This window comes from Rathayibacter sp. VKM Ac-2759 (genome assembly GCF_009834225.1).
Taxonomy (GTDB): Bacteria; Actinomycetota; Actinomycetes; order Actinomycetales; family Microbacteriaceae; genus Rathayibacter.
On record NZ_CP047176.1, the window covers coordinates 956,060 to 981,282 of the forward strand.

The window sequence follows — 25,223 nt, forward strand, 5'->3', positions numbered from 1 at the left end:
CACGCTATCCCGTGCGCCCGCGGGGGCCGCCACCCCCTAGTGTGTGACCGCGCGCGGAGCGGTGATCGAGGGGGAGGGCACATGCCCGAGTGGTACACGCTGGGCGTCGTCGGCCTCGTGATCGTCGTCGTGGTGGTGGCGATCGTCCGCTTCCGTCAGAACCCCGTGCTCGTGCTCGCCGTCGGTGCCGCCGCGATCGGGCTCCTCACCGGGCTCGGCCCCGTCGACACCGTCTCGACGATGACCCGCGGCTTCGGCGACGTGATGATGGAGGCCGGACTCCTGATCGGCTGGGGCGTGCTGATCGGCGCGATGCTCAACGAGATGGGCGCCGTGGTGCGGCTCGTCGAGGGCCTGATGCGGATCTTCGGCCGCCGCGGGATCCCCTACGCGCTCGGCCTCTCGTTCGCCACGTACCTGCAGACGATCTTCGTCGACGCGCTGATCGTCATCGCGGCGCCGCTCGCGCGGAGGATCGCGCCGCGGCTCGGGCGGGAGGGCACCGGCATCGTCGCCGTGACCTTCGCCGTGGGGCTCGAGATGGGCATCGTGATGATGGTCCCGGGCTTCGCCGCCGTCGCGCTGGCGGGGCTTCTCGGCGTGCCGCTCGGCGTGATGATGCTCGGCGGCTTCGCGGTCGTGGCGCCGACGGTCGTGGTGACGATCCTCCTGATGTCGCTCGCGTTCCGGCTGGGCTTCTGGGATCCGGCGCGCGACGAGCAGGTCGTGCTGCGCGACGAGGCCCCCGTGCTCGTGGCCGCGTCGGCCGGTGCGGCCCGACCGGCCAGCCCCGACTTCTCGGCCCCGGGGCGCGCCGCCGTCGAGACCGCGGACGCGTCGGACGCGCCGCGTGAGCGCCCCCTCCTGCTGCTCTTCGCCCCGATGCTCCTCGCGCTGCTGCTGATCGCCTCCGAGGCCGTGCTGACCGTGGCCGGCGTCGAGGTGCCGGTCCTGCAGTTCCTCGGCGATCCCGTGATCGCCCTGCTGATCGCGGTGATCGCGACCGGAGCCGTGGGCCGCTCGGTCGTGGGCGCGAAGCGGATCGAGAAGGCGGTCGCGAAGGGGTTCCAGGACGGCGGACAGATCTTCCTGCTCACAGGAGTCGGCGGCAGCCTCGCGGCCGTGATCGCGGAGGGCGACCTCGGTGAGCTGCTCGAGGGCTACTTCTCGGCGTCGGCGACCGCGCCGCTGCTGCTCGTCTGGCTGATGGCCGCCGTGCTGCACATCGCCGTCGGCTCGGTGACGCTCTCGGCGATCACGGCCGCGGGAGTGGTGGCGCCGGTCGCGGCGACGCTCGGCCTCGACCCGCTCCTGGTCGCGCTGGCCGCCGGCTCGGGCGCGCTCTTCTGCATCCACGTCACCTCGAACACGTTCTGGCTGCTGCAGAGCTTCCTCGGCCAGTCGGTGCGGGGTGCGCTCAAGTCGGTCACGGTCGGCGTCTCGCTGGCCTCCGTCCTCGCTCTCGGCATGACGCTGCTGCTCTCGCTCGTCCTGCGCTGACCGGCTTCAGGGCAGGATGGCGGCATGCTGCGCGCGACTGAGCTGCCCTGGGACCGGATCCGCGACGAGGCGCCCGCGGTCGCGCTGCTGCCGTTCGGCGCACTGGAGGCCCACGGACTGCACCTCCCGCTGTCGACCGACACGATCGTCGCCGAGGCCGTCGCCGAGCGGACGGCCGAGCGGCTCGGCGCGCTCCTGCTCCCCGCGATCCCGTACGGAGCTACGGCCGGCACCGCGGGCTACCCCGGCACGGTGTCGCTCGCGGCGGCCACCGTCACCGCGATCACGGTCGACATCGCCCGGGCCCTCGACGCCTCCGGGACGATGCTCGTGATCGTCAACGGCGACTGGGGCAACCGCGCCCCGCTGCGGGCGGCCGTGGATCTGCTGGCCGCCGAGGGCGTCGAGGCGCTGCAGCTCGACTACCCGGGCTTCGAGGAGGCGGCCGGGCAGGTCCGCGAGTCGCGGCCGGCCGCTCCCGGGCTGGCGCACGCGGAGGAGCTCGAGACCTCCCTCGTGCTGGCGCTCGCACCGGAGCTGGTCCTGCCCGAGCGCTACGTCGTCTGCTACCCCGTGTTCCCGCCCGAGTTCGGCACCGTCGAGATGCCGCTTCACCCGTTCTCGGAGTCGGCGGTGTTCGGCGATCCGACGACCGCCGCTGCGGCCAAGGGGGAGGCGATCCTCGACGCGGTCGTCGAGGCGTCGGTCGCGGCGGTCCTCCGGGCGAGGGGCTGAGCCTCAGACCCGCGCGACGGCCGTGGCGCGCGCGGTCGTCGAGCGCACCACCAGCTCGACCGGGAGCTTCTCGCGCACCCGGGCGGTCGAGGGGTCGGCGAGGGCGTCGAGCAGGAGGCGTGCCGCGCGCGATCCGATCGCCACCGCCGGCTGGCTGATCGAGGTGAGGCCGATGAGCGACGCCGCCTCGATGTCGTCGAAGCCGATCACCGAGACGTCGCCGGGCACGTCGATCCCCGCGGCGCGCAGCCGACCGATCGCTCCGATCGCGAGCTCGTCGTTGCCCGCCGCGATCGCCGTGAACGGAGTGCCGCTGCGCAGCGCCTCGTCGGCCAGCGCCGCGCCCGACTCGGTCGAGAAGTCGCCGTTCAGCATCAGCGCGTCGGGGAACGACTCGCGGAGCCCGGCGGCGCGATCGCGGGTCGACACCAGCGCGCGGGGCCCGGCGATGATCAGCACGCGCTCGTGTCCGAGGGCGGCGAGGTGCTCGCCCGCCAGGCGCCCGCCGTGGCGGTTGTCGGAGGTGACGACCGTGACGTCCTCGAGGGAGGGGAGCTCCTCGTCGGCGAGGACGAGCGGGTAGTCGGCGGCGAACGGCCGCAGCTCCTCGGCGTCGACGGGGGAGTCGCTGGCGACGTAGACGAGCCCGTCGACGGTGCGGTTGCGCAGCAGGTCGAGGTAGCGGCGGCTGCGCTGCCCGCCGATCGAGGTGCTGCAGAGCAGCACGCCGTAGTCGACGGTGGCGGCGACGAGCTCGACGCCCTTCGCGATGCGGCTGAAGTACGAGGTGGTGATGTCGGGCACCGCGACCGCGAGCAGCATGCTCCGCCCCGACTGCAGGGTGCGGGCCGCCGACGCGGGGACGTACCCCGACTGGCGGATGATCGCGAGGATCCGCTCGGCGGTCCGCGGGTTCACGGGCCGCTTGCCCGAGAGCACGTGCGACACCGTCGTGACGCTGACCCCCGCCAGCTGCGCCACCTGCTGCATGGTCGGTCTGCTCGTCGGCATCGGCGCCCCCCTCACTGTGCACGGCGCAAATCGCTTTGCACCTGCCGCTCATCCCATCACATCGTCACGCGGAGGGGGTGCGCGATCGTCATTTCGCGACTCGGCCCAGAAGTCTCCCCGCTCGGCGGGCCGCGTTTCGACTCCGTTTCGTGCGGGAAAAAAGGACGTTACGAAGCGGCCGACGGCTCCACCGCGACCCTAGGCTCGGGAAATCCTCACGGGTGCAAAACGCTTTGCGCCCGGCACCGACCGGAACCCAGGTGACCGTGAAAGACCTCGACCTCGCCCGCGCCGCCCAGCGCGTCTCCGTGCCCGTCGTCGCCGTGCTGCTCGCCCTCGTCATCGGCGCGATCCTGATCGCGGTCTCGGGGCGCTCGCCGGGCGACGCGATGGCGGCCATCGGGCAGGCCGCCTTCACCTGCGACCCCGGCTACTGCAACTTCGGCACCGTGCTCACCACCGCGACTCCGCTGATCATGACGACCCTCGGCGCGGTGATGGTGCTGCGTGCGGGGCTCTTCAGCATCGGCCAGGAGGGGCAGTACGGCCTCGGCGCGATCGCGGCCGTGATCGTCGGCTACCAGGTGCAGCTGCCGGGCGGTCTGCACCCGATCGCGGCGCTCGCCGCGGCGGCGGTCGCCGGTGCGCTGGTCGGTCTCGTCCCCGCGGTCTTCCGGGTGTTCCTCGGAGCGAACGAGCTGATCGTGAGCATCATCGTCAACTCGATGGTGGCGCTGCTGCTGAGCTTCCTCATCAACTACCCGCTGCGCGACACCGGAGGCACCGCCTCCTACACGCCCCAGATCGACGAGACCGCGCGGCTGCCGATCTTCGACACCGCGACCAAGCTCGGGGCCAACCTCGTCATCGCGCTGGCCTTCGTCGCGCTCGTCGCGGTCTACCAGTCGCGCACGACGTGGGGGTACGAGCAGCGGATGGCGGGCGAGGCGCCGGTCTTCGCCCGCTACTCGGGCATGCGCACCCGCACCGCGGTGCTGCGGGCGGCCGCCCTCGGCGGTGCGCTCGCGGGCATCGGCGGCGGCATCCAGGTCATCGGGATGAACTACCGCGTCATCGACGGGTTCCTCGACGGCACGGGGTTCAACGGCCTCACGGCGGCGATCCTCGGAGGCACCACCGTCATCGGCGGGTCGCTCGCGGCGATCCTGTTCTCGGCCATCACGGTCGGGGCGATCAACGGGCTCCAGATCCTGATGGGCATCCCGCGCGAGATCGGCGCGGTCATCCTCTCGCTGATGATCCTGCTCGTGGCGATCCAGACCCCGCTCGCCGGCCGCCTCGAGCTCTGGCTCAGCAAGCGGCGCGGTGCGCGCGAGATCGCGGCGCGCGCGGCCGCGGCACCACCGCCTCCCGAGCCCGTCGACACCCCGCCCGACCCCGACCTCGTCCGCGCCCACGCGGAGCCCGAGGCCCCGACCCGCCCCCGGGAGGAGTGAGCATGGACTTCCTCTCGGCCTTCCTCACCCCCGAGCTGATCCACAACGGCATCCAGCTCACCACTCCGATCCTGTTCGGTGCCCTCGCGGCGGCGCTCAGCTCGCGCGCCGGCGTCCTCAACCTGGCGATCGAGGCGAAGATGCTGGTCGGCGCCTTCGTCGGCCTCGTCGCCCTCGACGGCACGAAGTCGCAGCTGCTGGCGATCATCGTCGCCGCCGTCGCGGGCGGGATCACCGGTGCGCTGATGGCCGCCGCGCACCGGGTCGGGGTCGACCTGATCGTCTTCGCGATCGGCCTCAACATGCTCCTGCTCGAGCTCTCGATCTACCTGATGCGGCAGTTCTTCGGCGGCGTCGGAGTGTGGACGCCCGACGTCGAGACGCTGCCCGACATCCCGCTGCCGTTCCTCGAGGACGTGCCGGTGCTCGGGCCGCTCGTCAGCGGCTACAACGGGCTCGTCTACCTCGCCTTCGCGTGCGCCGCCGCCTTCGGGCTGCTCTTCCGCTACCGGCCGGGCCGCCACCTGCTCGCCGTCGGCGAGGCGCCGGGCGCGGCGAGCGCAGCGGGCATCTCGGTGCCGAAGGTGCAGACGCTGGCGCTCATCGGCTCCGGAGCGCTGGCCGCCCTCGGCGGCGCGTTCCTCACCGTCGGCGAGCTCGGGCTGTTCGCGCGCAACATGACCGACGGCGCCGGCTGGATCGCGATCACCGCCGCGCTGCTCGCCGTCAACCGACCCGTGTTCCTGGTGCCGGCCTCGCTCCTGTTCGGCTTCTCGGACGCGTTCGCGATCCGGCTGCAGAGCACGACCGATCTGCCCCAGGTGCTCGTGCAGCTGATCCCGATGGCGGCGACGCTGATCGTCCTCGGGTTCGTCGGCTACCGCGGCCTCCGCGCGAAGGAGACCCTCGGCCTCCCGCGCCGGGCCAGGCGGCAGCTCGCGGCCGTGCGCTGACCCCTCTGCTGCATCTCTCTCCCGCACCTCTCTCTCGCACCTCCCTCCCCAGCCCCCTCCCTGCACCCGAGACCGAAGGACACCATGACCCACCGCAGCTCCGCTCCGACCGGCCGCCGCTCGCGGCAGATCGCCACCCTGGCCCTGCTCGCCGCCTCCTCGCTCGCCCTCGCCGCCTGCAGCAGCGGTGGTGGCGCCTCGGCCTCCTCGGCCGACCCCGACGCCTACTCGGTCGCGCTGGTCGGCGGCGTGGCCGGCGACCTCTCCTACACCGACTCCGCCCTGGCCGGCCTCACCGAGGCGAAGGACTCCCTCGGCGTCAGCACCACGCACATCGAGGCACCCGACGTCGCCCAGGGCGAGACCCTGCTCCGCTCGGCCATCCAGACCTCGCCCGACCTCGTGCTGAGCATCACGCTGCCGCTCGACACCGTCATCTCGATCGCCGAGCAGTACCCCGACCAGAAGATCGGGATGCCCGACCAGAGCCTCGAGGACTCCGAGATCCCCGACAACCTCGAGCTCTACACGATCAACACCCACGAGGGCTCGTTCCTCGCCGGTCTCGTCGCGGGCACGATGACGACCACGAAGAAGGTCGGCGCGGTCGTCGGCGGCGACGCCCCCGGCCTCAACCAGTTCGCCTGGGCCTACGAGCAGGGCGTGAAGGCCGCCTGCTCCGACTGCACCGTGCAGCGCACCTACCTGAACTTCACCTTCAACGACCCGGCGCTGGGCAAGTCGACCGCGCTCGACATGCACAGCGACGGCGTCGACGTCATCTTCCAGGTCGCGGGAGGCTCGGGAACGGGCGTCATCGAGGCCGCCGAGGAGGGCGGCTTCTACGCCATCGGCGTCGACAGCGACCAGGACTCGGTCGCCCCGGGCACGGTGATCACCTCGATGATGAAGCACGTCGACGCGAACGTCCTCAACATGGTCTCCTCGGCCAAGGACGGCGACTTCACCGCCGGAGCGACGAACGTCGGCCTCGCCGACGGCGCGACCGGCCTCTCGTGGGACGAGGGCTCGACGGTCTTCGAGGACGCGCACCCCGAGCTCGCCGACACCGTCGCCGCGGCGAAGGCGTCGGTCGAGGACTACAAGGCGCAGATCCTCGACGGCAGCTTCGAGGTCTGCGACGCCCTGAACGCCCCCGACTCGGCAGCCTGCGCCCCTTACGCCGGCTAGCCGCACGACCGCAGGAGCCGTCGTCCCCCCGCGGCGGCTCCTGCGCCTCCACTCGACGATCCAGTCCCGTCCGGAAGGGCAGCACCATGAGCACGTTCCTGAGGCTCGTCGGCCTCCGCAAGTACTTCGCCTCCTCGGGGGTGCTGGCCGTCGCCGACGTCTCGCTCGAGGTGGCGGCCGGCGAGGTCGTCGCGCTCGTCGGCGAGAACGGGACGGGCAAGACCACGCTGATGAACCTCCTCTTCGGCGCGTTCCCGCTCGACGCGGGCCGCATCGAGATCGAGGGGGAGGAGGTGGCGATCCGCGGACCCCAGGACGCGATCGACCACGGGATCGGCATGGTGCAGCAGCACTTCGCGCTCGTCCCCTCCTTCACCGTCGCGCAGAACGTGCTGCTCGGCCGCGAGCCGCGGCGGCGGGACGGCCGGGTCGACGACGCCGCCGCCGAGCGCGAGGTCGCGGCGCTCGCCGACCGCCTCGGCTTCCCCATCGACCCCGGCAAGCTGGTCGCCGCGCTCCCGATCGGGCTGCAGCAGCGGGTCGAGATCCTGAAGGCGCTCGCGGGCGACACGAGGCTCCTGATCCTCGACGAGCCCACCGCCGTCCTCACGCCCGCCGAGGCGGAGGACCTCCTCCGCGCCGTGCGGCACCTCGCCTCCCTCGGCACCGCCGTGGTGTTCATCAGCCACAAGCTCCCCGAGGTGATGGCGGTCGCCGACCGCATCGTCGTGATGCGCCGCGGGCACGTGGTCGGCGAGATGACGGCCGCGGAGGCGACCCCTCGCGCCATCGCGCGCATGATGGTCGGCCGCGAGGTCCTCCTCACCGCCGACATCCCTCCGAGCACCCCCGGCGAGACCGTGCTGCAGGTCTCCGGAGTGTCGACCCCGCAGGTCAGCGCGGGCGACTCCGGTCTCGACGACGTGTCGCTCGCGATCGCCGCGGGCGAGATCCTCGGAGTCGCCGGCGTCAGCGGCAACGGCCAGGGCGCCCTCGTCGACGCGATCGCCGGGCTCCGCCGGGTGCAGTCGGGCCGGGTCGTGATCGCCGGGAGGGACACGACCGGCCGCGGTCCGCGCGCCGCCCGCGACGCGGGGCTCGCGCACATCGCCGAGGACCGCATGCACGTCGGGCTCAACCGCGGAGCGACCCTCGAGGAGAACGCCGTCTCGGTCGCCTACCGCTCGAGCCGCTTCCACCGCGCGGGCCTGCTCCGCCGCGGTGCGATCCACCGCTTCGCCCAGCAGCTGATCGCCGACTACGTCGTGCGCGGCGCCTCCGCGCGGCGCCTCATCGGCTCGCTCTCGGGCGGCAACCTGCAGAAGATCGTGATCGGGCGCGAGCTCGACGGCGACCCCGCGGTCATCATCGCGAACCAGCCGACCCGCGGCCTCGACGTCGGCAGCATCGAGTTCGTGCACCGGGCGCTGCTCGCCGCGCGCAGCCGCGGAGCCGGTGTGCTGCTGATCTCGGCCGAGCTCGAGGAGATCCTCTCGCTCTCCGACCGCATCGTCGTGCTCTACGAGGGCCGTCTGGCCGGTCCCTTCCCGCGCGGCGCGCTCGAGACCTCCGAGATCGGCGCCCTCATGGCCGGCTCCGACCCCGCGGTGACGAGCCGATGACGCGCACGCTGGTCGTCGCCGACCACGTCCTCGCGCAGGCCGAGGCCGACGAGCTCGGCCCCGCCGTCGTCACCATCGAGGACGGCATCGTGCTCTCGGTCGACAGGCTCCGCGGCAGCCGGCCGACCGGCGCGGGTGTCGTCGACCTCGGCGCGAGCGTCGTGATGCCGGGCCTCGTCAATGCGCACGCGCACGCCCCGATGATGCTGTTCCGCGGCGTCTCCGAGGGGCACTCGCTGCTCACCCTCGAGGGCTGGCTCGGTGCCATCCGCTCGCTCGAAGCGCACCTCACCCCCGAGCTGCTGGCCGCCTCCGCCTCGGTCGCCTGCGCCGAGATGATCGGCAGCGGCACCACCTTCTTCGCCGACCAGTACCTCTTCGCAGAGGCGTACCTGCCGGCCGTCGAGGCGTCGGGACTGCGCTCCCGGGTCGCCTACGGCATCGTCGAGCTCGGCGACGACGACGCCCGTGCCGTCGGGCTCGCGGCCGCGGAGGCCTTCGTCGCCGCCTCGCAGGAGCACCCGCTCGTGCGCGGCTGGGTCGGCCCGCACGCCTTCTTCGTCGACAACCAGATCGAGGCGATCGAGGCCGAGGTGGCGCTCGCGCACCGCTACGGAGTGGGCCTGCACACGCACTACGGCACCTCGGGAGAGGAGGACGCGACCTGCCGCGAGCGCTACGGCCGCGGTGCCCTCGAGATGATGGGGGAGCTCGGCCTGTTCGACGTGCCGCTCCTGCTCGCCCACTCGAACGAGATCGTGGTCGAGGAGCTCGGCCTGCTCGCCGGATCGCGCGCCAGCCTGGTGGCCGCCGCCTCCGTCGCCATGATCAGCGGAGCCGCCGCGCCGCCCGTGCGCCAGACGCTCGACGCCGGCGTGAACGTCGCGATCGGCACCGACAACCTCTGCGGCAACAACAACGCCGACCTCTTCGAGGAGCTGCGGACCCTCGGCAAGCTGGCGGCGTTCGCGGAGCGGCGCCCGAACGCCATCACGTCGCGCGAGCTGCTCGGGATGGCGACGTGGCGCGGGCACCGGGCGCTCGGCGGCGCGACGGAGGACGGGACGCTGGCTCCCGGAGCCGTGGCGGATCTGATCGCGCTCCCCGTCTCGGCCCTGCACCGCGGACCGGTCGGCGCGCAGTCGCTGCACTCGGCGCTGGTCTACGGGGCCTCGGGCTTCGACACCTCGCACGTGATGACGGGCGGCCGGTGGCTGAAGCGCGACGGAGCCGTGCAGACGGTCGACCTCGCGGCGTCGCTCGAGGGGCGGCAGCGCGACTACGACACGCTGATGGAGCGGGTGCGCGCGGTGGCGTGAGCCTCAGTCTGCGGGGGCGAACACGATCTCGCCGGCGGAGTTGCTCCACACCGTGTCCGCGCCGTCGACGGTGATCGTGACGGGCTCGGCGAGGAGAGCGTCGACGAGGACGCTGATGTCGCTCGCCGGAGGCAGGCACGTCGAGAACGTCGCCGACAGCGTCGTGACGGTGAGGACGCCGTCCTCCAGGTGGAACGGACCCGACTTCACGTCGCAGCCGTCGTCGACGGTGAGGCGGTGGTTGCCGTCCTTCGTGAGGGTGAGGGCGAGGGGGACGACCGGGTCGGTGAAGTCGAGATCCGTCGTGCTGCTCGCGGAGACGCTGCGGTACACGCCGGGCTCCAGCTCGGCCACCGGTGCCGGCTCGGGGCGCGGAGCGGTGGCGGCGCACGCGGCGAGTGCGGAGGCGGTCACGGCCGCGAGGAGGAGCGCAGCGGAGCGGGTGGTGCGCACGTGGCCCTCCCGTCGTCGCCGCGCCGAGTCAAGCAGGAGGGACGACCCGGGACAAGGCCGCGTTGCGCCGGGCCGGCCGTCTGCGTGTCCTTCCGTCCGCCCGCTGGTCGAGTAGCCCCGAAGGGGCGTATCGAGACCCGCCGGCGTCAGCAGGTCCGGCGACGCGGGATCTCGATACGCCCGCTCCGCGGGCTACTCGATCAGCAGGCGACGGCCGGCTCGGGATGCGGCTGCGGCGTCGGACCACCGTCGGCCGGCCTCCTGTCCGCCTGCCTGCGCTGCCTCGCGCTCCTGCTGGTCGAGTAGCCCCGAAGGGGCGTATCGAGACCCACCACCTCCAGCAGGTCCGGCGACGCGGGATCTCGATGCGCCCGCTCCGCGGGCTACTCGATCAGCAGGCGGGCAGGAGGCGGCGCAGGAGGTGGTGAGACCGTCGAGCCCGCCGTCAGCGAGCCTCCCGCCCGCCCGCCCGCTGGTCGAGTAGCCCCGAAGGGGCGTATCGAGACCCACCGGCGTCAGCAGGTCCGGCGACGCGGGATCTCGATGCGCCCGCTCCGCGGGCTACTCGATCAGTAGGCAGGAGGCGGTGACACGGCAGTGTCGGTGGTCCCTGATTCAATACTCGTATGGATGGAGCGGGTGAGACCTCAGCGGCAGTCGCGGCGCGGCTCGGCGCGGTCGACGAGCTGGCCGAGCTCGCGGCGCGGGCGGGGTTCTCCTCGGCGCAGCTGCAGTTCACCCGCGCCACGGCCCTCCACCTCGCCCGCCGGGTCGCGTGGGAGATCCCGGAGGCGTTCGCCCGGAGTGGCCGGCTGTCGCGGAGCGAGTCGCGTGACCTCGTGGAGCGGTCCATCCGTGCCGACCTCGCGACCCGGCAGGGCATGACCGAGCGGATGGTGACACGCAACCTCGAGCTCGCCCAGCTGCTGTTCGAGGACCTGCCGCTGACCCGCGCTGCCCTCTCGGAGGGTCGACTGCTGTGGGAGGCGATCGAGGCGATCTGCGACGCCGCCGCCACCCTGCCCGCCACGGCCCGAGGCGCGCTCGACGAACGCGCGGTGGAGGTGGCGCTGACGAAGAATCTCACGCAGCTGCGCCGGGCCGTCGCACGGATGCGAGACGAACTGCACGACGAGCCTCTGGCCGTGCGGCACGTGCGCGCTCGGCAGGATCGCGGCGTGTGGGTGAGTCCCGAGATCGACGGCATGGCCACCGTGTGCGCACTCCTGCCAGCGCCCGTCGCGATGAGCGCGTACAACCGACTCGACCGGATCGCCCGCACCCTCCGCGACGGCGACGCCGAGGCCTCCGGCGACGAGCGCACGCTCGCCCAGCTGCGCGCCGACGCCCTCGCGGACCTGCTCTGCGACGGCGACATCGCCGGCACGACCCCGGTCGACGACGGCCCGGCCGCCCCGCCGACGTTCGTGCCCGGAGTGCGCGCTGACGTGCGGCTGACGCTCGCCGCGAGCACCGCCTCCGGAGCCGACGACGCCCCCGCGCACCTCGACGGCTACGGACTCATCCCCGCCGACACCGCCCGCGAACTCGTCGGCGTCGGAGCGTCCTTCACCCGCATCCTGACGGACCCGGACACCGGGATCGTCGCCTCCGTCGGCCGCACCCACCGCGTCCCACCCCACCGGATGCGCCTCCACCTCCAGCTCCGCGACCAGACGTGCCGCTTCCCCGGCTGCACCCGCCCGGCCTCCACCAGCGAGGCAGACCACACCCTCGAATGGCGCAACGGCGGCGACACCGCCCTCGCGAACCTTTTGAGCCTCTGCACCGCGCACCACCACGTCCGCCACGGCGACCGCTGGACCTACCGCCTCCACCCCGACGGCACCGCCGAGTGGACCACCCCCACAGGACGCCGCGTCACCACCCGGCCACCCGTTCTTCCCGGAGGCCCACCCCGGCCACCGTCTCGCCCCCGGTTCGAGGACGCGCCTCCGCCGTTCTGAGGCGCGCCGCCGCCCCGTGCGGCGCCACGCACCTCTTCCTCGCGCGGAGGCGCCGTCCTGCGAGGGATCCGCCGCCCACGATCCCGACTCGGAGCGGTCCGCTCCCGTGGCGTGCTCGACTGTCGACGCGGAGCCCTCCTGGAGCGACCGGAGCGCGACACCGCGGCTCGACAGGTCAGACGCCCCAGTTCGCCGACGGCGCTGCGATCCGCGACACCGTGATCTCGTCCTCCGCGACGGCCATCACGGAGTTGACGAGATCACCGCCGTTGTGCGAGCCGACCGTCGTCTCGTCGAACAGGAACAGCCCGAGACTCCCTCCCTCCGGGACGCCATCGGGGTGCTGCGCGACCACGTCCCGGGTCGCATCGCCGACCGCGACGCCGCCGAGCGTGCTGATGGCGACATCGCCGACCGAGGGTGCCGTCGCGTCGACCATGAAGTCCGGCTCGGGGAACTCCAGCTCCGGACCGCCCGCGTCGTACACCTCGGTGTCCTTGAAGGCGAACCCCGGCCACCCCGAGACGCGGCTGCGGAACCCCTCGTACGGCACGTCGTCCGACTCGGTCGGCGCGCTGCCGAACGCCTCGGTGAGCGCCTCGACCGCGCCCGTCCCGTTCCGGTAGTCCCAGGTCCCCAGCTCCGTCCCGGAGGCGTCCACGAGCGAGAAGGACGTCGGCCCGATCAGCAGGCTCACCGCGTCCGCCATCGCCGGCGAGGGAGTGGCGGAGCCACCGGGGGCGGGGGTCGCCGACCCGGAGGCGCTCGGGGTCGCCGACGCGGGTGCCGCCGCCCCGCCGGCCGCCGTCGGATCGGCGACCGGCTCGGCGGCGGTGTCGGCGGCGGGAACGCAGCCCGTCAGAGCGGCCAGCACGGTCGCTGCGAGGACGGCGGTCAGGAGCGGGCGCGAACGGATGTGCATGATGGAGGACCCCCGGGAGCAGACTGCGGGGGCTCGGATCGTCCCCCTCCGCTCATCCTCGGGCAGACGGGTCCACCCCGCGAGCGTGACCTGCTGACGATTCGCACCGGGCTCGATCAGCGTGCGGCTCTCACTCCGACGCCCGCGCGAACGACGGCGCGAGCCGCTCCTCCCGCAGCCGCTCGCGCCGCTCGTCGTCGAGGAACCCGGCGGCCAGCGCCGTGCGCTGCGCGCGCTCGATGTCGGCGAGGCCCCAGCCGAACCGGTCGACCATCACCCGCAGCTCGCCCGTGACCCCGGTCCTCGAGAGCAGCCGGTTGTCGGGGTGCACGGTCACCGCGACCCCGGCCGCGTGGAGCAGGCCGACCGGGTGCTGCGCGAGCGTGTCCACGACTCCGCCCGGTTGCGAGTTCGACGTCGGGCACATCTCGAGCGGGATCGCCTCGTCGACGACCCGCTGGGCGAGGGGGCCGAGGCGGAGGCTGTCGCGCCCGCCGCCCGCACGCCGCCAGGCGGCGGCGACCTCGCCGACCGGATGCACGCGACCGTCCACCGCGATGTCCTCGGCGAGCCGCGCTCCGTGACCGATGCGCTGAGCCGCGCAGCTGTCGAGGGCGTCCTCGATGGAGTCGGCACCCGCCATCTCGCCCGCGTGCACCGTCCGCGAGAGCCCGTGCGCCGCCGCGAGGCGGAACCACTCGGCGTGCTCCCGGGCCGGACGGCCCTCCTCGTGCCCGGCGAGGTCGATGCCGACGACGGCGTCGCGGTTCCGGAGCGCCGCGGCGACCACCTCCGGGCCGCGATCGGCGGTGCGCATGATCGAGAGCAGCTGGCGCACGAGCACGGGCCGGCCGTCGCGGGCCGCGTCGCGCATGCCCGCGTCGAGTCCGTCCTGCACGGCGGCGAGGGCCTCGTCCATCGAGAGTCCGCGGGCGAGGTGCTTCTCGGGCGCCCACCGCGTCTCGGCGTACACGACCCCGTCGGCGGCGAGCGTCCCGACGTACTCGCGCGCGATCCTCCGCAGCTGCGGGGCGGTCTGCATCACCGAGGTGGTCAGCCCGAAGAGCAGCTCCCAGTCGGCGCCCGGTTCGAGCTCGGCGAAGTGCGTGAACCAGTGCTGCAGCGCCTCCGGATCCTGGCGGGGGACGGGTGCACCCGACTCGGCCGCGAGCTCGAGCAGCGTCGCGGGGCGCACGGAGCCGTCGAGGTGGTCGTGCAGCGACACCTTCGCCAGCGCGGCGAGGGGATCGGCGGGGTCGACCCAGGTCGTGGTCATGAGTCGGTCCTTCCCGAGAGGCGGAGCAGTGCGTCGGCCGTCGCGAGCAGGTCGACCCCGGCGGTCCCGGGCAGGAGCACGCCCTCGAGCAGGGCGAGCGGCCGGTACGCCTCCAGCGCGCCGGCGCCGGAGGCGGCACCGCAGAGCGCGCCGACGATCGCGGGCGTCCCGTCGGCGGCCCTCGAGATCGAGAGGGCGAGGGGGAGCGCGCGCCCCGCCTCCGCTCCGGCGAGACCGACGACGACCAGCGCGACCGGGAGGGTCACCGCCGCCGCGTTCGAGTACGAGTAGTTGCGCGGGACGAGCCGCTCGATCAGCTCGGGCAGCACTTGGAACGGATCGACGCCCCCCCCGACGAGACCGCGCGCGTCGTCGAGCGCTGCAGCGAGTCGACCCGGGGCGGGTTCGCTCAGCGCCGCGGCGACCACGCTCTGCACCTCCGCTCCTGCGACGAGGGCCGCGACCGCGCGCGCCGTGATCACCGCCGCCGCGAGGCCGTCGCCCGAGTTCGTGATCGAGGCGTACCCGGCGGCGATGCGGCCCGCCCGCTCCACGTCCCCGGCCGCCGCGATCCCGATCGCCACCGCCGCGGGCAGCGCGGTGTCGTCGTCGCGGGCCGGGTTGTCGTCGCCGGTCGCCGGAGGCAGGAGCCCCAGCGCGAGGTTCCGCTCGGCGCTGCGCGCGGCGATGCCCGTCCAGGCGTCGTCTCGGGCGTGCTGCGCGATCCAGTGCGGCAGCAGCGCCGCGACGCGGTGGTCGTCGGGGGAGGCGAGCAGGGCCAGCGCGGCGACGGCCGCGGTCTCGGCGTCGTCGGTCGCGACGAGGCCGCGCGTGCCGTCGAGCGTCGGGGCGAAGGGGAGGAGCGGGCGGCTGACCCGCTGCGCATCGAGCGCGGCCGTCCCGCTGCGGGCGGCTCCGCGCGGCCAGGGGTGCCGGATCGAGCGGTGCGCGTCGGCGGGATGACCCAGGGCGTCGCCGACGGCGAGGCCGAGCAGGGCGCCGCGGGCGCGGTCGGCACGCGAGGTCATCGGAGCGACCCCGCCTCGGCGAGGGCGTCGGCCAGGTCGATCAGATCGGTCCCCGCCGTCGCGGTGATGCAGCGGCCCGAGACCGAGCGCACCGTGTCGCGCCAGAGCGGAGGGATCGCCTCCTCGCCGTGGATCGCGCCGCAGATCGCCCCCGCCATCGCGGCGATGGTGTCGGAGTCGCGGCCGATGTTCACCCCGGCGAGCACGGTGTCGACGAGCCGGCCCTCGTGGGCGGCGACGAGTCCGAACGCGAGCGCGAGCGCCTCCGGAGCCGCGTCGGCCCAGGGGTAGTGCAGGAGCGGGATGCGCTCGGCCAGCGCCGTCTCGGCGGCGGCGACGCTGTCCGCCTCGGCCACGAGGAGCAGGGCGCGATCGACGGTGCGGCGGGTCCAGCTGTCGGCGGGGATCGCCTCGCGTCCCGCGGCGAGCGACTCCCGCCAGTCGCCTCCTCCCACGGCGGTCGCGACCGCCGCCGCGACCGCCTCCGCCGCGAAGACGCCGTCGCGCGCGTGGCTGACGGCGGCGTCGACGGAGGCGAGTCGCGCCGCCTCCACCGGATCGCCCGGGCAGAGGAGCCCCAGCGGAGCCGCCCGCATCGCCGCGCCGTCGCTCCACGACTCGTCGTTGCGCTCGCCGCTGTCCGGCGGCCGGATCCCGCGGCGCAGGTTGTCGAGGGCGACCATCTCCGAGAAGCCGGCGCCCGCGAAGCCGCCGTCCTGCACCGAGAGGGCCTCGAGCCAGAGGTCGGCGACGTCGTCCGAGGTGAGCGCGCGGCCGTGCCGGAGCGCCCCGCGCGCGCAGAGCACCGCGTACTCGGTGTCGTCGGTGCCCGCGGCATCGGGGTCGAGGAAGCCGTCGACCCGGCCCCAGCGCTCGGCGATCGCCTCGCGCGTCATCCCCTCGGTGGGCGCCCCGAGGGCGTCTCCGGAGGCGAGTCCCAGCAGGGACCCGCGTGCTCGCGACTTCAGTTCCATCACCGCTCCGATCACCGTCGTGTCAGGCTACAAAACGTTTTGTATCGTCCGTATGACGATCCGTGGCACGCTGAGCGCATGAGCGCACACCGCCCCCGCGTCGTGTTCGACACCGACCTCGGGACCGACGTCGACGACGCCCTCGCCCTCGCCCTGCTCCTCGGCGCCTCCGACGCGATCGACCTGCTGGCGGTGACGACGGTCTACGGCGACACCCTCCTCCGCGCCCGCCTCGCGCAGCGCTACGCGGGGCTCGCCGGGCGCAGCCTCGCCGTGCACGCGGGCGAGACGGCGACGCACTCCGGCCGCGAGGTCTGGTGGGCGGGGCACGAGGGGAGCCTGCACGAGGGGCTCGAGCGCGAGAGCGTCTCGGCGGAGCCGGGGGTCGACGCCCTCGTCCGCCTGGTCACCGCCGAGCCGGGCACCGTCGACGTGATCGCCGTCGGGCCGCTCACCGACATCGCCGCCGCGATCCGGCGCGACGACCGCTTCGCCGGCTCGCTGCGCCGCCTCTGGTTGATGGGCGGCGCGTTCGGCACCGGCGTCACCGAGCACAACATCCGCAGCGACGCCGACGCCGCGCGCACCGTCCTCGCGGCCGGCATCCCCACGGTGATCGCCGGGCTCGAGGTGACGCAGCGGATCGAGATGCGCGCGGAGCAGCTCGACGCGATCCGCGCGGCCGGCGCGCTCGGCGAGGCCCTGCACCGCGACATCCGGCAGTGGTGGGAGTTCTGGAACGAGACCTGGAACGTGCCGCACGACCCGGTGACGGTCCTCGCGCTCCTCCGCCCCGAGTTCGTCGTGCTGTCGGAGCCGGGCACGGTGACCGTCGGCCTCGGGGGCGATCCGGAGGAGGACGGCCTCACCACCTTCACGCCCGACCCGAGCGGGTCGACGCGCCTCGTGGTCGACCTCGACCCGGAGGCGGTCTCGGCGGCGATCGTCGCCGGGGTGCAGGCGGCGTCTAGGCGCTGATCGCGGCGCGCACCGCCTCCGGGGTCGGCGGCGTCGTCGCGAGCAGGGCGCGGAGGTACTCGAAGAAGCGCTCGCCGTCGATGCGCTCGACCGCCGTCGCGTTCGCCGTCTCGGGCGTCGCCTTCCAGTCGAAGACCGTCGCGCCGAGCGTCGTCCGGCCGTCGGTCTCGACCGCGACCGAGTAGTGCCGCTCGGCGAGCACGATGTCCTCGTCGAGGCTGAGCAGCACCGACAGCGAGTCGGGATGCGTGGACCCGTCGATGCCGACGCGGACGTCGAAGTCGAAGGTGGCCCGGTTGGCCCGCACGAAGAACTGCGAGAGCGGGGTGCCGGCCTCGGCGATCCGCTCGATGCGCGCGGCGTCGAAGACGGCGTCGCGCAGCGTCAGCGGGTCCCAGGTGACGAAGCGCAGATCCGCGAAGCCCGCCTCGGTGACGATCGCGGCCGCCTCCGGATCGACGTAGACGTTGAACTCGGCGGCGGGCGTGATGTTGCCGCGCCCGTTGATCGACCCGGCCATCACCGTCAGCAGCTCGACGTTGCCGACGAAGGCCGGGTCCTTCCGCGCCGCGAGCGCGATGTTGGTGAGCGGCCCGATCGCGACGATGCGCAGCCGGCCCGCGTGCTCGGCGGCGAGCCGGATGAGCGCGTCGACGGCGTGCTCGGGGTCGGGCGCCTGCGCGTCGTCGGGGCGCCGGATGCCGCCGACCCCGTCGCCGTGCACGTCCGTCGCGCTGACCCAGGGGCGCAGGAGCGGGGTCCTCGCGCCCAGGTGCACCGGCACCTCGCCGGCGCGCCCGGCCAGGGCGATGGTGAGGAAGGCGTTGTGCAGCTGCTGGTCGAAGCCCACGTTGCCGGCGACCATCGTCACCGCGCGCAGATCGGCGCGCGGATCGAGGAGGCCGATGAGGAGGGCGAAGCAGTCGTCCGCGGCGGTGTCGGTGTCGATGACGAGGGGGATCACGCCCCGAGCGTAGGGGCGGCGCGTTTCCGTCTCGTGACGGACCGGCCGGGGCGCCGCGCACGGCAGAATGGGTGGGGATGACCTCCACACCGCCTCCCCTCGGCCTGCTCCTCGACGTCGACGGCCCCATCGCGAGCCCCGTGACCCGCACGATCTCGATCCCGGCGATCGCCGACGACCTCGTGCGCCTCGCCAACGCGGGCATCCCGATCGTCTTCAACACCGGCCGCTCCGACGCGTTCCTGCGCGAGCGCGTGCTGCCCTCCCTCCTCGAGCGCGGCGTCTCGGCCGACGCCCGCATCGTGTGCGTCTGCGAGAAGGGCGCCGTGTGGTTCACGGTCGACTACCGCGGCACCTCCGAGCCGATCGTCGACGAGTCGCTCGCGATCCCGGAGGCGGTGGCCCGCGATCTCGAGCGGATGATCCGCTCCGACTACGACGACCTGGTCTTCTTCGACGAGACCAAGCGCGCGATGGTGTCGGCGGAGCAGCTCGTCGACCTCTCGAGCGAGGACTACCTCGAGCGCCAGCTCGTCTTCGACGCCGACGCGCTGCAGATCATGACCGCCGCGGGCCTCGGAGTCGAGCGCCGCGGCATCCGCTACCCGGACGACACCGGGAAGGTCGGCTACCGCATCGACCCGACCGTCATCTCGACCGACATCGAGTCGAACCGCCTCGGCAAGGACCTGGGCGCCCAGCGCGCCGTCGAGCTCCTCGGTGCGACCGGTCCGATCCCGCAGCGCTGGCGCACCGTCGGCGACTCCCGGAGCGACTACGCGATGGCCGACTGGCTCTTCGAGCACGCCTACGACGTCGCCCACGTCGACGTGCGTCCGGCCGAGGGCGTCCCCGAGAAGCCCTACCCGGTGCTCGTGGTCGACGGCCTGGTCAACGACGAGGCCGGCGCGAGCGTGCTGAGGCGCTGGACCGAGCTCGTCGCCGACGAGACGACCCCGGAGGTCGGCGGCGGGATCTCGCTCCACTCCCGCGACTGATCCGCCACCCCTCGCCGGGATCCGCGGAGCCCGTTAGCGTTCGAGGCATGAGAATCGCAGTCACCGGTGGATCCGGCAAGCTCGGCCGCAGCGTCGTCACCCGCCTCCGCGCATCAGGCCACGACGTCGTCAACCTCGACCGGGCGGGCGACCGCGGTGCGGGCTTCGTCCGCATCGACGTCTCCGACTACGGCCAGGTCGTCGACGCCCTGCAGTCGGTGAACGACCAGTACGACGGGATCGACGCCCTCGTGCACCTGGCCGCGATCCCCGCGCCCGGGATGGTCCCCGACATCGCCACCTTCCAGAACAACATGAACTCGACGTTCAACGTCTTCCACGCGGCGATCCGCTCGGGCATCCGCACCATCGTGCACGCCTCGAGCGAGACCGTCCTCGGCCTGCCGTTCGACGAGGCGCCGCCCTACATCCCCGTCGACGAGAAGTACCCGGCCCGCCCGGAGTCGGTGTACTCGCTCACCAAGGTGCTCGAGGAGGCGCTCGCCGTCGAGCTGTGCCGCTGGCACCCCGACCTGAAGATGATCGGCCTGCGCTTCTCGAACGTCATGGACGAGTCCGACTACGCCGAGTTCCCGTCGTTCGACTCCGACGCCCTCGCCCGCAAGTGGAACCTGTGGGGCTACATCGACGGCCGCGACGGCGCGCAGGCGGTCGAGAAGGCGCTCGAGCTGGACGCCACGGGCTACGACCGCTTCATCATCGCGGCCGCCGACACCGTCATGTCGCGCCCGAACGCCGAGCTCGTCGCCGAGGTCTTCCCCGGAGTCGAGATCCGCGGCGATCTCGGAGTGAACGACACCCTGCTCTCGATCGACCACGCCCGCGAGGTCCTCGGCTACGCCCCCGAGCACTCCTGGCGCGACTCGCAGGGCTGACGCCCCGAGGCTCGCACGAATACGTCCGGCTCGCAGGAATCGAGAGATCCTGCGAGCCGGAGGTCGTTTCACGAGCCGGAGATCACTCCGGGATGTAGTTGAACGTGTCGGGGTCGGGTCCCGTGCGGTGCCCGCGGTCGAGCGCCGTGATGGCGGTCATCGACTCGGCGTCGAGCTCGAAGTCGAAGAGCGCGAAGTTCTCCTCGACGCGGGCGCGCGTCACCGACTTCGGGAACACGATGTCGCCGCGCTGGAGGTGCCAGCGCAGCACGACCTGGGCGGGGGAGCGGCCGACGCTGTGCGCGATGCGCACGATGGCCTCGTCGTCGAGGACGAGCCCCTGGGCGATCGGCGACCACGCTTCGATGGCGATGCCGTGCTCGGTGCCGTAGGCGCGCAGCTCCTCCTGGGTCAGGTAGGGGTGCACCTCGATCTGGTTCACGGCCGGGACGATCGTGGCCTCGGCGCGGAGGCGGTTGAGGTGGTTGGTCTGGAAGTTGGAGACGCCGATCGCCTTCGCCTTGCCGCTGCGGTAGATCTCCTCCATCGCCTTCCACGTCTCGACGTAGTCGCCGACCTTGGGCAGCGGCCAGTGGATCAGGAACAGGTCGACGTAGTCGAACTGCAGCTCGCCGAGCGTGACGTCGATCGCGGCGAGGGCGTCCTCGCGGGCGTGGAAGCCGTTGTTCAGCTTGCTGGTGACGAAGACCTCCGAGCGGTCGAGTCCGGAGGCGCGGACCGCCTCGCCGACGCCGGCCTCGTTGCCGTACATCTCCGCGGTGTCGATGTGGCGGTAGCCGACCTCGAGCGCCGCGAGGGTCGCGTCCTTGGTCTCGGCCGGGTCGATCTGGAAGACGCCGAATCCCAGCTGGGGGATCTCGACTCCGTTGTTCAGGGTGATCGTGGGGACAGTGCTGTCCGTGCTCATACTCGAGCGTCCTTTCGTCGGGGGTCGGCCGCATCGTGGTGCGTGCGGCCGGGTACCAGTTCACGCCCCGGAGCCTCCCAGCTGCAAGGCCTTGCGCGGCCCGCGAACACCGGGAGTCCGGGAACGCCGAAGGCCCCCGGCACGGATGCCGGGGGCCTTCGAGGGGATGCTTACGCGCGCGACTTGCGGCCGGTGATCGCGCCGTAGATGAGCAGCACGATGATCGCGCCGACCACTGCGAGGACGATGCTCACGAAGTTGAAGCCCATCGGGTCGTCGCGACCGAAGAGCGCTCCGCCGATGAAGCCGCCGAGCAGCGCGCCGACGATGCCGAGGATGATGGTGATGATCCATCCGCCGCCCTGCTTGCCGGGGAGGATGAGCTTTGCGAGTGCCCCGGCGATGAGGCCGAGGACGATCCAACCGATGATGCCCATGATGTTTTCTCCTTAGTGTCCGTGCCCGATCGGCCGTTCCGATGCGGGCGTCGACGCCGATCGTGATGGCGTCGTGAGTCGAGTGGTGCCGGTCAGCGGATGGAGCGCTGCACCTTGTCGCGAGCCTTGGCCGCGATCTTGGTGAAGTGCTTCGCCTCACGCTTCGAGGACTTCTTGAGCTTCTTGCGCGTCTTCTTCGTGGCCGGGTCGTTCCAGACACCGAGTGCGAGATGACGGAGCTCTTCGTACCGTCCGCGACCGGCGCGGGCGCCGAAGACGTAGGCGGCGAGAGCGACCAGCGCCAGCAGGACGAGGCGAGGATTCATGCGGTGACCCTTCCGACGGAGGAGCACCGGGTCGTGCTCGACACCTACTGTGACTGTCCGGGGCGATCCATGACAATTCAGGGCCAGACCATTGACAGCGACCCCCGTCGTCGTGCGACGCGTGCGCGCCGATCGTCTCAGGCCGGCGAGCAGGCCGGGACCGCGCTCGAGAAGCGCTCGTGCAGGTAGGCGCCGTACCCGCCCTCGACGCGGTTGTCGCGACGGCCGGAGGTGACGACCTCGCCCCGGTCGGTCGCGCCGACGCTCGCGCCGATCCCGCGCAGCCTCTCGACCAGTCCCACGTCCTCGTGCAGCGCCTCCGCCCCGAACCCGCCCGCGGCGAGGTACGCGCTGGCGCGGACTCCGAGGTTGGCGCCGTGGATGCTGCCGATCGACTCCTCGCGGGCACGGGTCTCGCGCCAGCGCTCGTACGCCTCCGGGTCGAGGTCGGCGGGCTCGGGCCGCACCGTCCCGACCAGGGCGTCGTGCTCGTGGGCGTGCTCGACGTGGGCGTGCAGCCAGTCGACGGGCACGACCGTGTCGCCGTCGGTGTTCGCGAGCCAGACCTGGTCGGAGGAGGAGGTCGCGCCGGCGAGCGCGTGCGCGATCCCCGCCGAGCGGGCCGCGCCGACTCCGCAGCGCTCGATCTCGAGCACCTCCGCCCCGGCCGAGCGGGCGTACTCGACGGTCGCATCGCTGCAGCCGTCGGCCGCGACGACCAGGCGCACCGACACGGCGGGGTGCGAGCCCGCGAGGTGCTCGGCGCTCGCCAGCACCGAGGCGACCAGGCGGCCGATCCGCTCCTGCTCGTCGTGCGCGGGGACGACGACGAGGACCTGCTCGATCGACCCGCGCTCGCTCCGCCCGCTCACAGGAGTCCCGTCCGCCGGGCGACGGAGCGCGCGTCACGGGTGTGGACCTCGAGCAGCACGTCCTCCTCCTCGTGCCGCACGAGGCGGTGCAGGCCGAGGCGGCCGACTGCGCGCTGCACCGCGTCACCGTCGAGCTCGACGCCCTCGATCGGGTGCCGCCAGTGCACCGTGACCAGCTCGCCGGCGGGGGAGAGGCGCTCGCGGATGCCGGCGAGGGCGTCGTCGAGTGCCGCCGCGCCGAGGTAGTAGCCGACCTCCGAGAGCACGACCAGGTCGAACGGTCCCTCGGGCACCCCGCGGGTGATGTCGTGGTGCTCGACCCGCACGTGGGACAGCGGAGCGAGCCGGCGGGCGGCGCGGTCGACCGCGGCCGCCGACACGTCGACGGCGAGCAGGCGGTCGGCGCGGGTCGCGAGCGCCTCGGCGAGCACGCCGATCGAGGCCCCGATCTCGAGCACCGAGCCGTAGCGCCGCTCGGGCAGGCTCGCGAGCGTGAGGGCGCGCTTGCGCTCCTCGTACCAGCGGCTCGTGTACCCCCAGGGGTCCTCGTGCCGCTCGTACAACTGGTCGAAGTAGCTCATCGGCACGTCCCCAGTCTGTCCGACCCCGGTGTCCCGTGCGGCATCAGGCGATCCGCACGAGTCGGTCGTCGCCCGCGAAGGTCCGCAGGAACAGCGGGTGCAGCACGGCGTCGGTCCCGCCGGGCCCGGGCGAGGTCTGGCTCCGGTAGCGCGCGAGGGCGCTCCGCTTCCGGCCCCGGGCCTCGGCGTCGAGCTCGACGCGCACGAGGTCGGGCCACGGCACCTCCTCGTGCGAGGGCTCGGCCCAGTGCCAGAGCCAGATCGGCGCCGCGAGTGCGGGATGCCCGAGCTCGGCGGCGACCTCGGCGCAGATCTCGCCCACGACGCGGTGATCGCGGTGGCCGTCCCGGGCCCAGGTCGAGAGCAGCAGCACGCTCCCCGCCGCTCCGGTGGCGCGCGTGCGCACCGCGTCGAGGATGCGGTCCCGGTGCTCGGGCGTCGCCGAATCGGGCACCTCGAGGAAGGCGAGGCCGATGCCGGGGCCCAGCTCGCCGAGCGCCTGCTCCGCCTCGACCCGGCGCTCGTCGGCGAGAGCGGCGGAGGCGTCGCCGTGCGCGGCTGCCCCGTCCGTCACGATCACCACGTCCACCGGTGTCCCGAGCCGCCGCGCGAGCGCGATCGTGCCGCCGCAGCCGAGGGTCTCGTCGTCCGCGTGCGCGACGACCACGAGGATCCGCTCGAGCGCCGGCGCCGCGAGCAGGCGGTGCTCGAGCGGAGGGAGCCGGTCGACGCGTCCGTCCGCCCGCCACTGCTCGAGGGGGGTGCCCTCGAGGTGCCCGTCGAAGCTCACCACTGCTCTGCGCTCCCGGACGCGAGCACGGCCCGCCCGAGCGACTCGTCGTCGCGCTCGGCGTGGTGCTGCCGGACGTAGAGGGAGAGATCCGCGACCCGCTTGGCGTGCTCGGCGTCGAGGGCGAGCGGCGCCGGTCCGAGCGCCCTCCCGGCGCGCAGGAGGATCTCCTCCACGGCGCCCGCGACGCTCGCGCGGGTCCGCTTGGCCAGCAGTGCACCGTCGGCGCCCTGCGCCCGGCCGTCGTCGACCCGTGCGGCGGCCTCGTCGAGCGCGCCGCGCGGCCGACAGGGCCGTGTCGATCGCCCCGAGGTGCGCGAGCAGGTGCGGCTCGGCGCGCCGCGCGGCCGCCCGTGCGACGGTCGCCGCGACCCCGAGGGCTCCGCCGTGCCAGCAGGCCGCCACGCCGATCCCGCCCCAGGCGAAGCCCGGCCGCGAGAGGTACCAGCCCGCCTCGCCGACGGCCCGCGCCGGAGCCGCGGTGAAGCGGACCGGCCCGCTCGGGATCTCGACGAGGCCGCGGGCCTGCCAGGCTCCCGCCTCCGGGGCCGCCCGCCCGCCGCCGAGGCCGACCGCGAAGAGGCGGCGCTCGCCGGAGGCGTCGCCGACGTGCGCGGTGACCAGCGCGGCGTCGAGGCGGTCGGCCAGCGAGCACCACGGCTTCACGCCGTCCAGCAGCCAGCCGTCGCCGTCGAGCCGCGCGACGAGCGGCTCGCCGCCGCCCTCCGCAGCGAACACGCCCCAGGTCGCGCCGGTCGCGATGCCGACGTCGTCGGGCCGGAGCCCCGCCTCGGCGAGGATCGCGAGCGCGTCGAGGTGCGGCTCGATCGCGCGGGCGACCCCGAGGTCGTGCCGACCGAGGCGCTCCAGCAGGCCGAGCAGCTCGGCCGTGCGTCCCGATCCGGGCAGCGGTGCGCCGCCTCCGATCGTGCGGGCGAGCGCGAGCGCGCCGTCGACGTCGTCGGGCAGGGGCGGGAGGTCGCTGGCATCCATTCCCTCCGACGGTACGCAGTCGCCCGCCCCGGGGGAGCCCGATTGCCCGACT

General features: G+C 73.4%; 24 protein-coding genes. 11 read left to right on the forward strand and 13 right to left on the reverse strand.

The window, feature by feature from the left end; genetic code table 11:
• Positions 1-81 precede the first annotated feature (81 nt).
• Complete coding sequence (locus GSU68_RS04415) at positions 82-1,500, forward strand: SLC13 family permease (protein ID WP_159905876.1); 1,419 nt, start codon at positions 82-84, stop codon at positions 1,498-1,500.
• A 24-nt stretch (positions 1,501-1,524) separates the two neighbouring features.
• Complete coding sequence (locus GSU68_RS04420; protein ID WP_159905877.1) at positions 1,525-2,235, forward strand: creatininase family protein; 711 nt, start codon at positions 1,525-1,527, stop codon at positions 2,233-2,235.
• Positions 2,236-2,238: 3 nt separating this feature from the next.
• On the opposite strand, the gene GSU68_RS04425 is transcribed toward GSU68_RS04420, so the two are convergent.
• Positions 2,239-3,246, reverse strand: a complete 1,008-nt coding sequence (locus GSU68_RS04425) for a LacI family DNA-binding transcriptional regulator (protein WP_159905878.1) — start codon at positions 3,244-3,246, stop codon at positions 2,239-2,241.
• A 266-nt stretch (positions 3,247-3,512) separates the two neighbouring features.
• Between GSU68_RS04425 and GSU68_RS04430 the strand changes: the two genes are divergently transcribed.
• The 5 genes from GSU68_RS04430 to GSU68_RS04450 all read left to right on the forward strand — a co-directional run bounded on the left by GSU68_RS04430 (position 3,513) and on the right by GSU68_RS04450 (position 9,788).
• Entirely contained in the window at positions 3,513-4,703 is a 1,191-nt protein-coding gene (locus GSU68_RS04430; RefSeq protein ID WP_159905879.1) for an ABC transporter permease, read from the forward strand.
• Between the two features lie 2 nt (positions 4,704-4,705).
• Positions 4,706-5,656: an ABC transporter permease gene (locus tag GSU68_RS04435; protein WP_159905880.1), complete on the forward strand. Its 951-nt coding sequence runs from the start codon at positions 4,706-4,708 to the stop codon at positions 5,654-5,656.
• A gap of 84 nt (positions 5,657-5,740) precedes the next feature.
• On the forward strand, positions 5,741-6,847 hold the full coding sequence (locus GSU68_RS04440) for a BMP family ABC transporter substrate-binding protein (protein ID WP_159905881.1): 1,107 nt from the start codon (positions 5,741-5,743) through the stop codon (positions 6,845-6,847).
• A gap of 86 nt (positions 6,848-6,933) precedes the next feature.
• On the forward strand, positions 6,934-8,469 hold the full coding sequence (locus GSU68_RS04445) for an ABC transporter ATP-binding protein (RefSeq protein ID WP_159905882.1): 1,536 nt from the start codon (positions 6,934-6,936) through the stop codon (positions 8,467-8,469).
• Entirely contained in the window at positions 8,466-9,788 is a 1,323-nt protein-coding gene (locus GSU68_RS04450) for an amidohydrolase family protein (RefSeq protein ID WP_159905883.1), read from the forward strand. The genes GSU68_RS04445 and GSU68_RS04450 overlap by 4 nt, the downstream gene beginning before the upstream one ends.
• Positions 9,789-9,791: 3 nt before the next feature.
• Here the strand turns inward: GSU68_RS04450 and GSU68_RS04455 are convergent, their stop codons facing one another.
• Positions 9,792-10,241 (reverse strand): META domain-containing protein, encoded by a 450-nt coding sequence (locus GSU68_RS04455; RefSeq protein WP_159905884.1) that lies wholly within the window; start codon positions 10,239-10,241, stop codon positions 9,792-9,794.
• A gap of 626 nt (positions 10,242-10,867) precedes the next feature.
• Here GSU68_RS04455 and GSU68_RS04460 point away from each other — a divergent pair.
• The gene (locus GSU68_RS04460; protein WP_159905885.1) at positions 10,868-12,208 is read left to right on the forward strand and encodes an HNH endonuclease signature motif containing protein; all 1,341 of its coding nucleotides are present in this window, start codon (positions 10,868-10,870) and stop codon (positions 12,206-12,208) included.
• 175 nt (positions 12,209-12,383) lie between these two features.
• Here the strand turns inward: GSU68_RS04460 and GSU68_RS04465 are convergent, their stop codons facing one another.
• The 4 genes from GSU68_RS04465 to GSU68_RS04480 all read right to left on the reverse strand — a co-directional run bounded on the left by GSU68_RS04465 (position 12,384) and on the right by GSU68_RS04480 (position 16,408).
• Complete coding sequence (locus tag GSU68_RS04465) at positions 12,384-13,130, reverse strand: hypothetical protein (RefSeq protein ID WP_159905886.1); 747 nt, start codon at positions 13,128-13,130, stop codon at positions 12,384-12,386.
• 130 nt (positions 13,131-13,260) lie between these two features.
• Positions 13,261-14,406, reverse strand: coding sequence for an adenosine deaminase family protein (locus tag GSU68_RS04470; protein ID WP_159905887.1), 1,146 nt, complete (start codon positions 14,404-14,406; stop codon positions 13,261-13,263).
• Complete coding sequence (locus tag GSU68_RS04475; protein WP_159905888.1) at positions 14,403-15,434, reverse strand: ADP-ribosylglycohydrolase family protein; 1,032 nt, start codon at positions 15,432-15,434, stop codon at positions 14,403-14,405. Before GSU68_RS04475 ends, GSU68_RS04470 begins: the two co-directional genes overlap by 4 nt.
• Positions 15,431-16,408 (reverse strand): ADP-ribosylglycohydrolase family protein, encoded by a 978-nt coding sequence (locus GSU68_RS04480; protein WP_159905889.1) that lies wholly within the window; start codon positions 16,406-16,408, stop codon positions 15,431-15,433. Before GSU68_RS04480 ends, GSU68_RS04475 begins: the two co-directional genes overlap by 4 nt.
• Before the next feature lie 78 nt (positions 16,409-16,486).
• Between GSU68_RS04480 and GSU68_RS04485 the strand changes: the two genes are divergently transcribed.
• Positions 16,487-17,386: a nucleoside hydrolase gene (locus tag GSU68_RS04485; RefSeq protein ID WP_159905890.1), complete on the forward strand. Its 900-nt coding sequence runs from the start codon at positions 16,487-16,489 to the stop codon at positions 17,384-17,386.
• Here the strand turns inward: GSU68_RS04485 and GSU68_RS04490 are convergent.
• The gene (locus GSU68_RS04490; RefSeq protein ID WP_159905891.1) at positions 17,376-18,350 is read right to left on the reverse strand and encodes a nucleoside hydrolase; all 975 of its coding nucleotides are present in this window, start codon (positions 18,348-18,350) and stop codon (positions 17,376-17,378) included. The two genes, GSU68_RS04485 and GSU68_RS04490, sit on opposite strands and share 11 nt — an antisense overlap.
• Before the next feature lie 77 nt (positions 18,351-18,427).
• Here GSU68_RS04490 and GSU68_RS04495 point away from each other — a divergent pair, with 77 nt between their 5' ends.
• Complete coding sequence (locus tag GSU68_RS04495) at positions 18,428-19,348, forward strand: hypothetical protein (protein ID WP_159905892.1); 921 nt, start codon at positions 18,428-18,430, stop codon at positions 19,346-19,348.
• 47 nt (positions 19,349-19,395) lie between these two features.
• Positions 19,396-20,244 (forward strand): NAD(P)-dependent oxidoreductase, encoded by an 849-nt coding sequence (locus GSU68_RS04500; protein ID WP_159905893.1) that lies wholly within the window; start codon positions 19,396-19,398, stop codon positions 20,242-20,244.
• 82 nt (positions 20,245-20,326) lie between these two features.
• Here the strand turns inward: GSU68_RS04500 and GSU68_RS04505 are convergent, their stop codons facing one another.
• The 6 genes from GSU68_RS04505 to GSU68_RS19835 all read right to left on the reverse strand — a co-directional run bounded on the left by GSU68_RS04505 (position 20,327) and on the right by GSU68_RS19835 (position 25,171).
• Positions 20,327-21,172 carry an aldo/keto reductase gene (locus tag GSU68_RS04505; protein WP_159905894.1) on the reverse strand — a complete coding sequence of 282 codons (846 nt, stop codon included), beginning with the start codon at positions 21,170-21,172 and terminating at the stop codon, positions 20,327-20,329.
• Positions 21,173-21,342: 170 nt separating this feature from the next.
• On the reverse strand, positions 21,343-21,609 hold the full coding sequence (locus tag GSU68_RS04510) for a GlsB/YeaQ/YmgE family stress response membrane protein (RefSeq protein ID WP_159905895.1): 267 nt from the start codon (positions 21,607-21,609) through the stop codon (positions 21,343-21,345).
• 92 nt (positions 21,610-21,701) lie between these two features.
• Positions 21,702-21,935, reverse strand: coding sequence for a hypothetical protein (locus tag GSU68_RS04515; RefSeq protein WP_159905896.1), 234 nt, complete (start codon positions 21,933-21,935; stop codon positions 21,702-21,704).
• A gap of 137 nt (positions 21,936-22,072) precedes the next feature.
• Positions 22,073-22,807: a glycosyltransferase gene (locus tag GSU68_RS04520; RefSeq protein ID WP_159905897.1), complete on the reverse strand. Its 735-nt coding sequence runs from the start codon at positions 22,805-22,807 to the stop codon at positions 22,073-22,075.
• A complete protein-coding gene (locus GSU68_RS04525) occupies positions 22,804-23,388 on the reverse strand; it encodes an SAM-dependent methyltransferase (RefSeq protein ID WP_159910123.1) in 585 nt (194 codons plus the stop codon). The genes GSU68_RS04520 and GSU68_RS04525 overlap by 4 nt, the downstream gene beginning before the upstream one ends.
• Positions 23,389-23,431: 43 nt before the next feature.
• A complete protein-coding gene (locus GSU68_RS19835; protein ID WP_244259389.1) occupies positions 23,432-25,171 on the reverse strand; it encodes a PIG-L family deacetylase in 1,740 nt (579 codons plus the stop codon).
• Positions 25,172-25,223 lie beyond the last annotated feature (52 nt).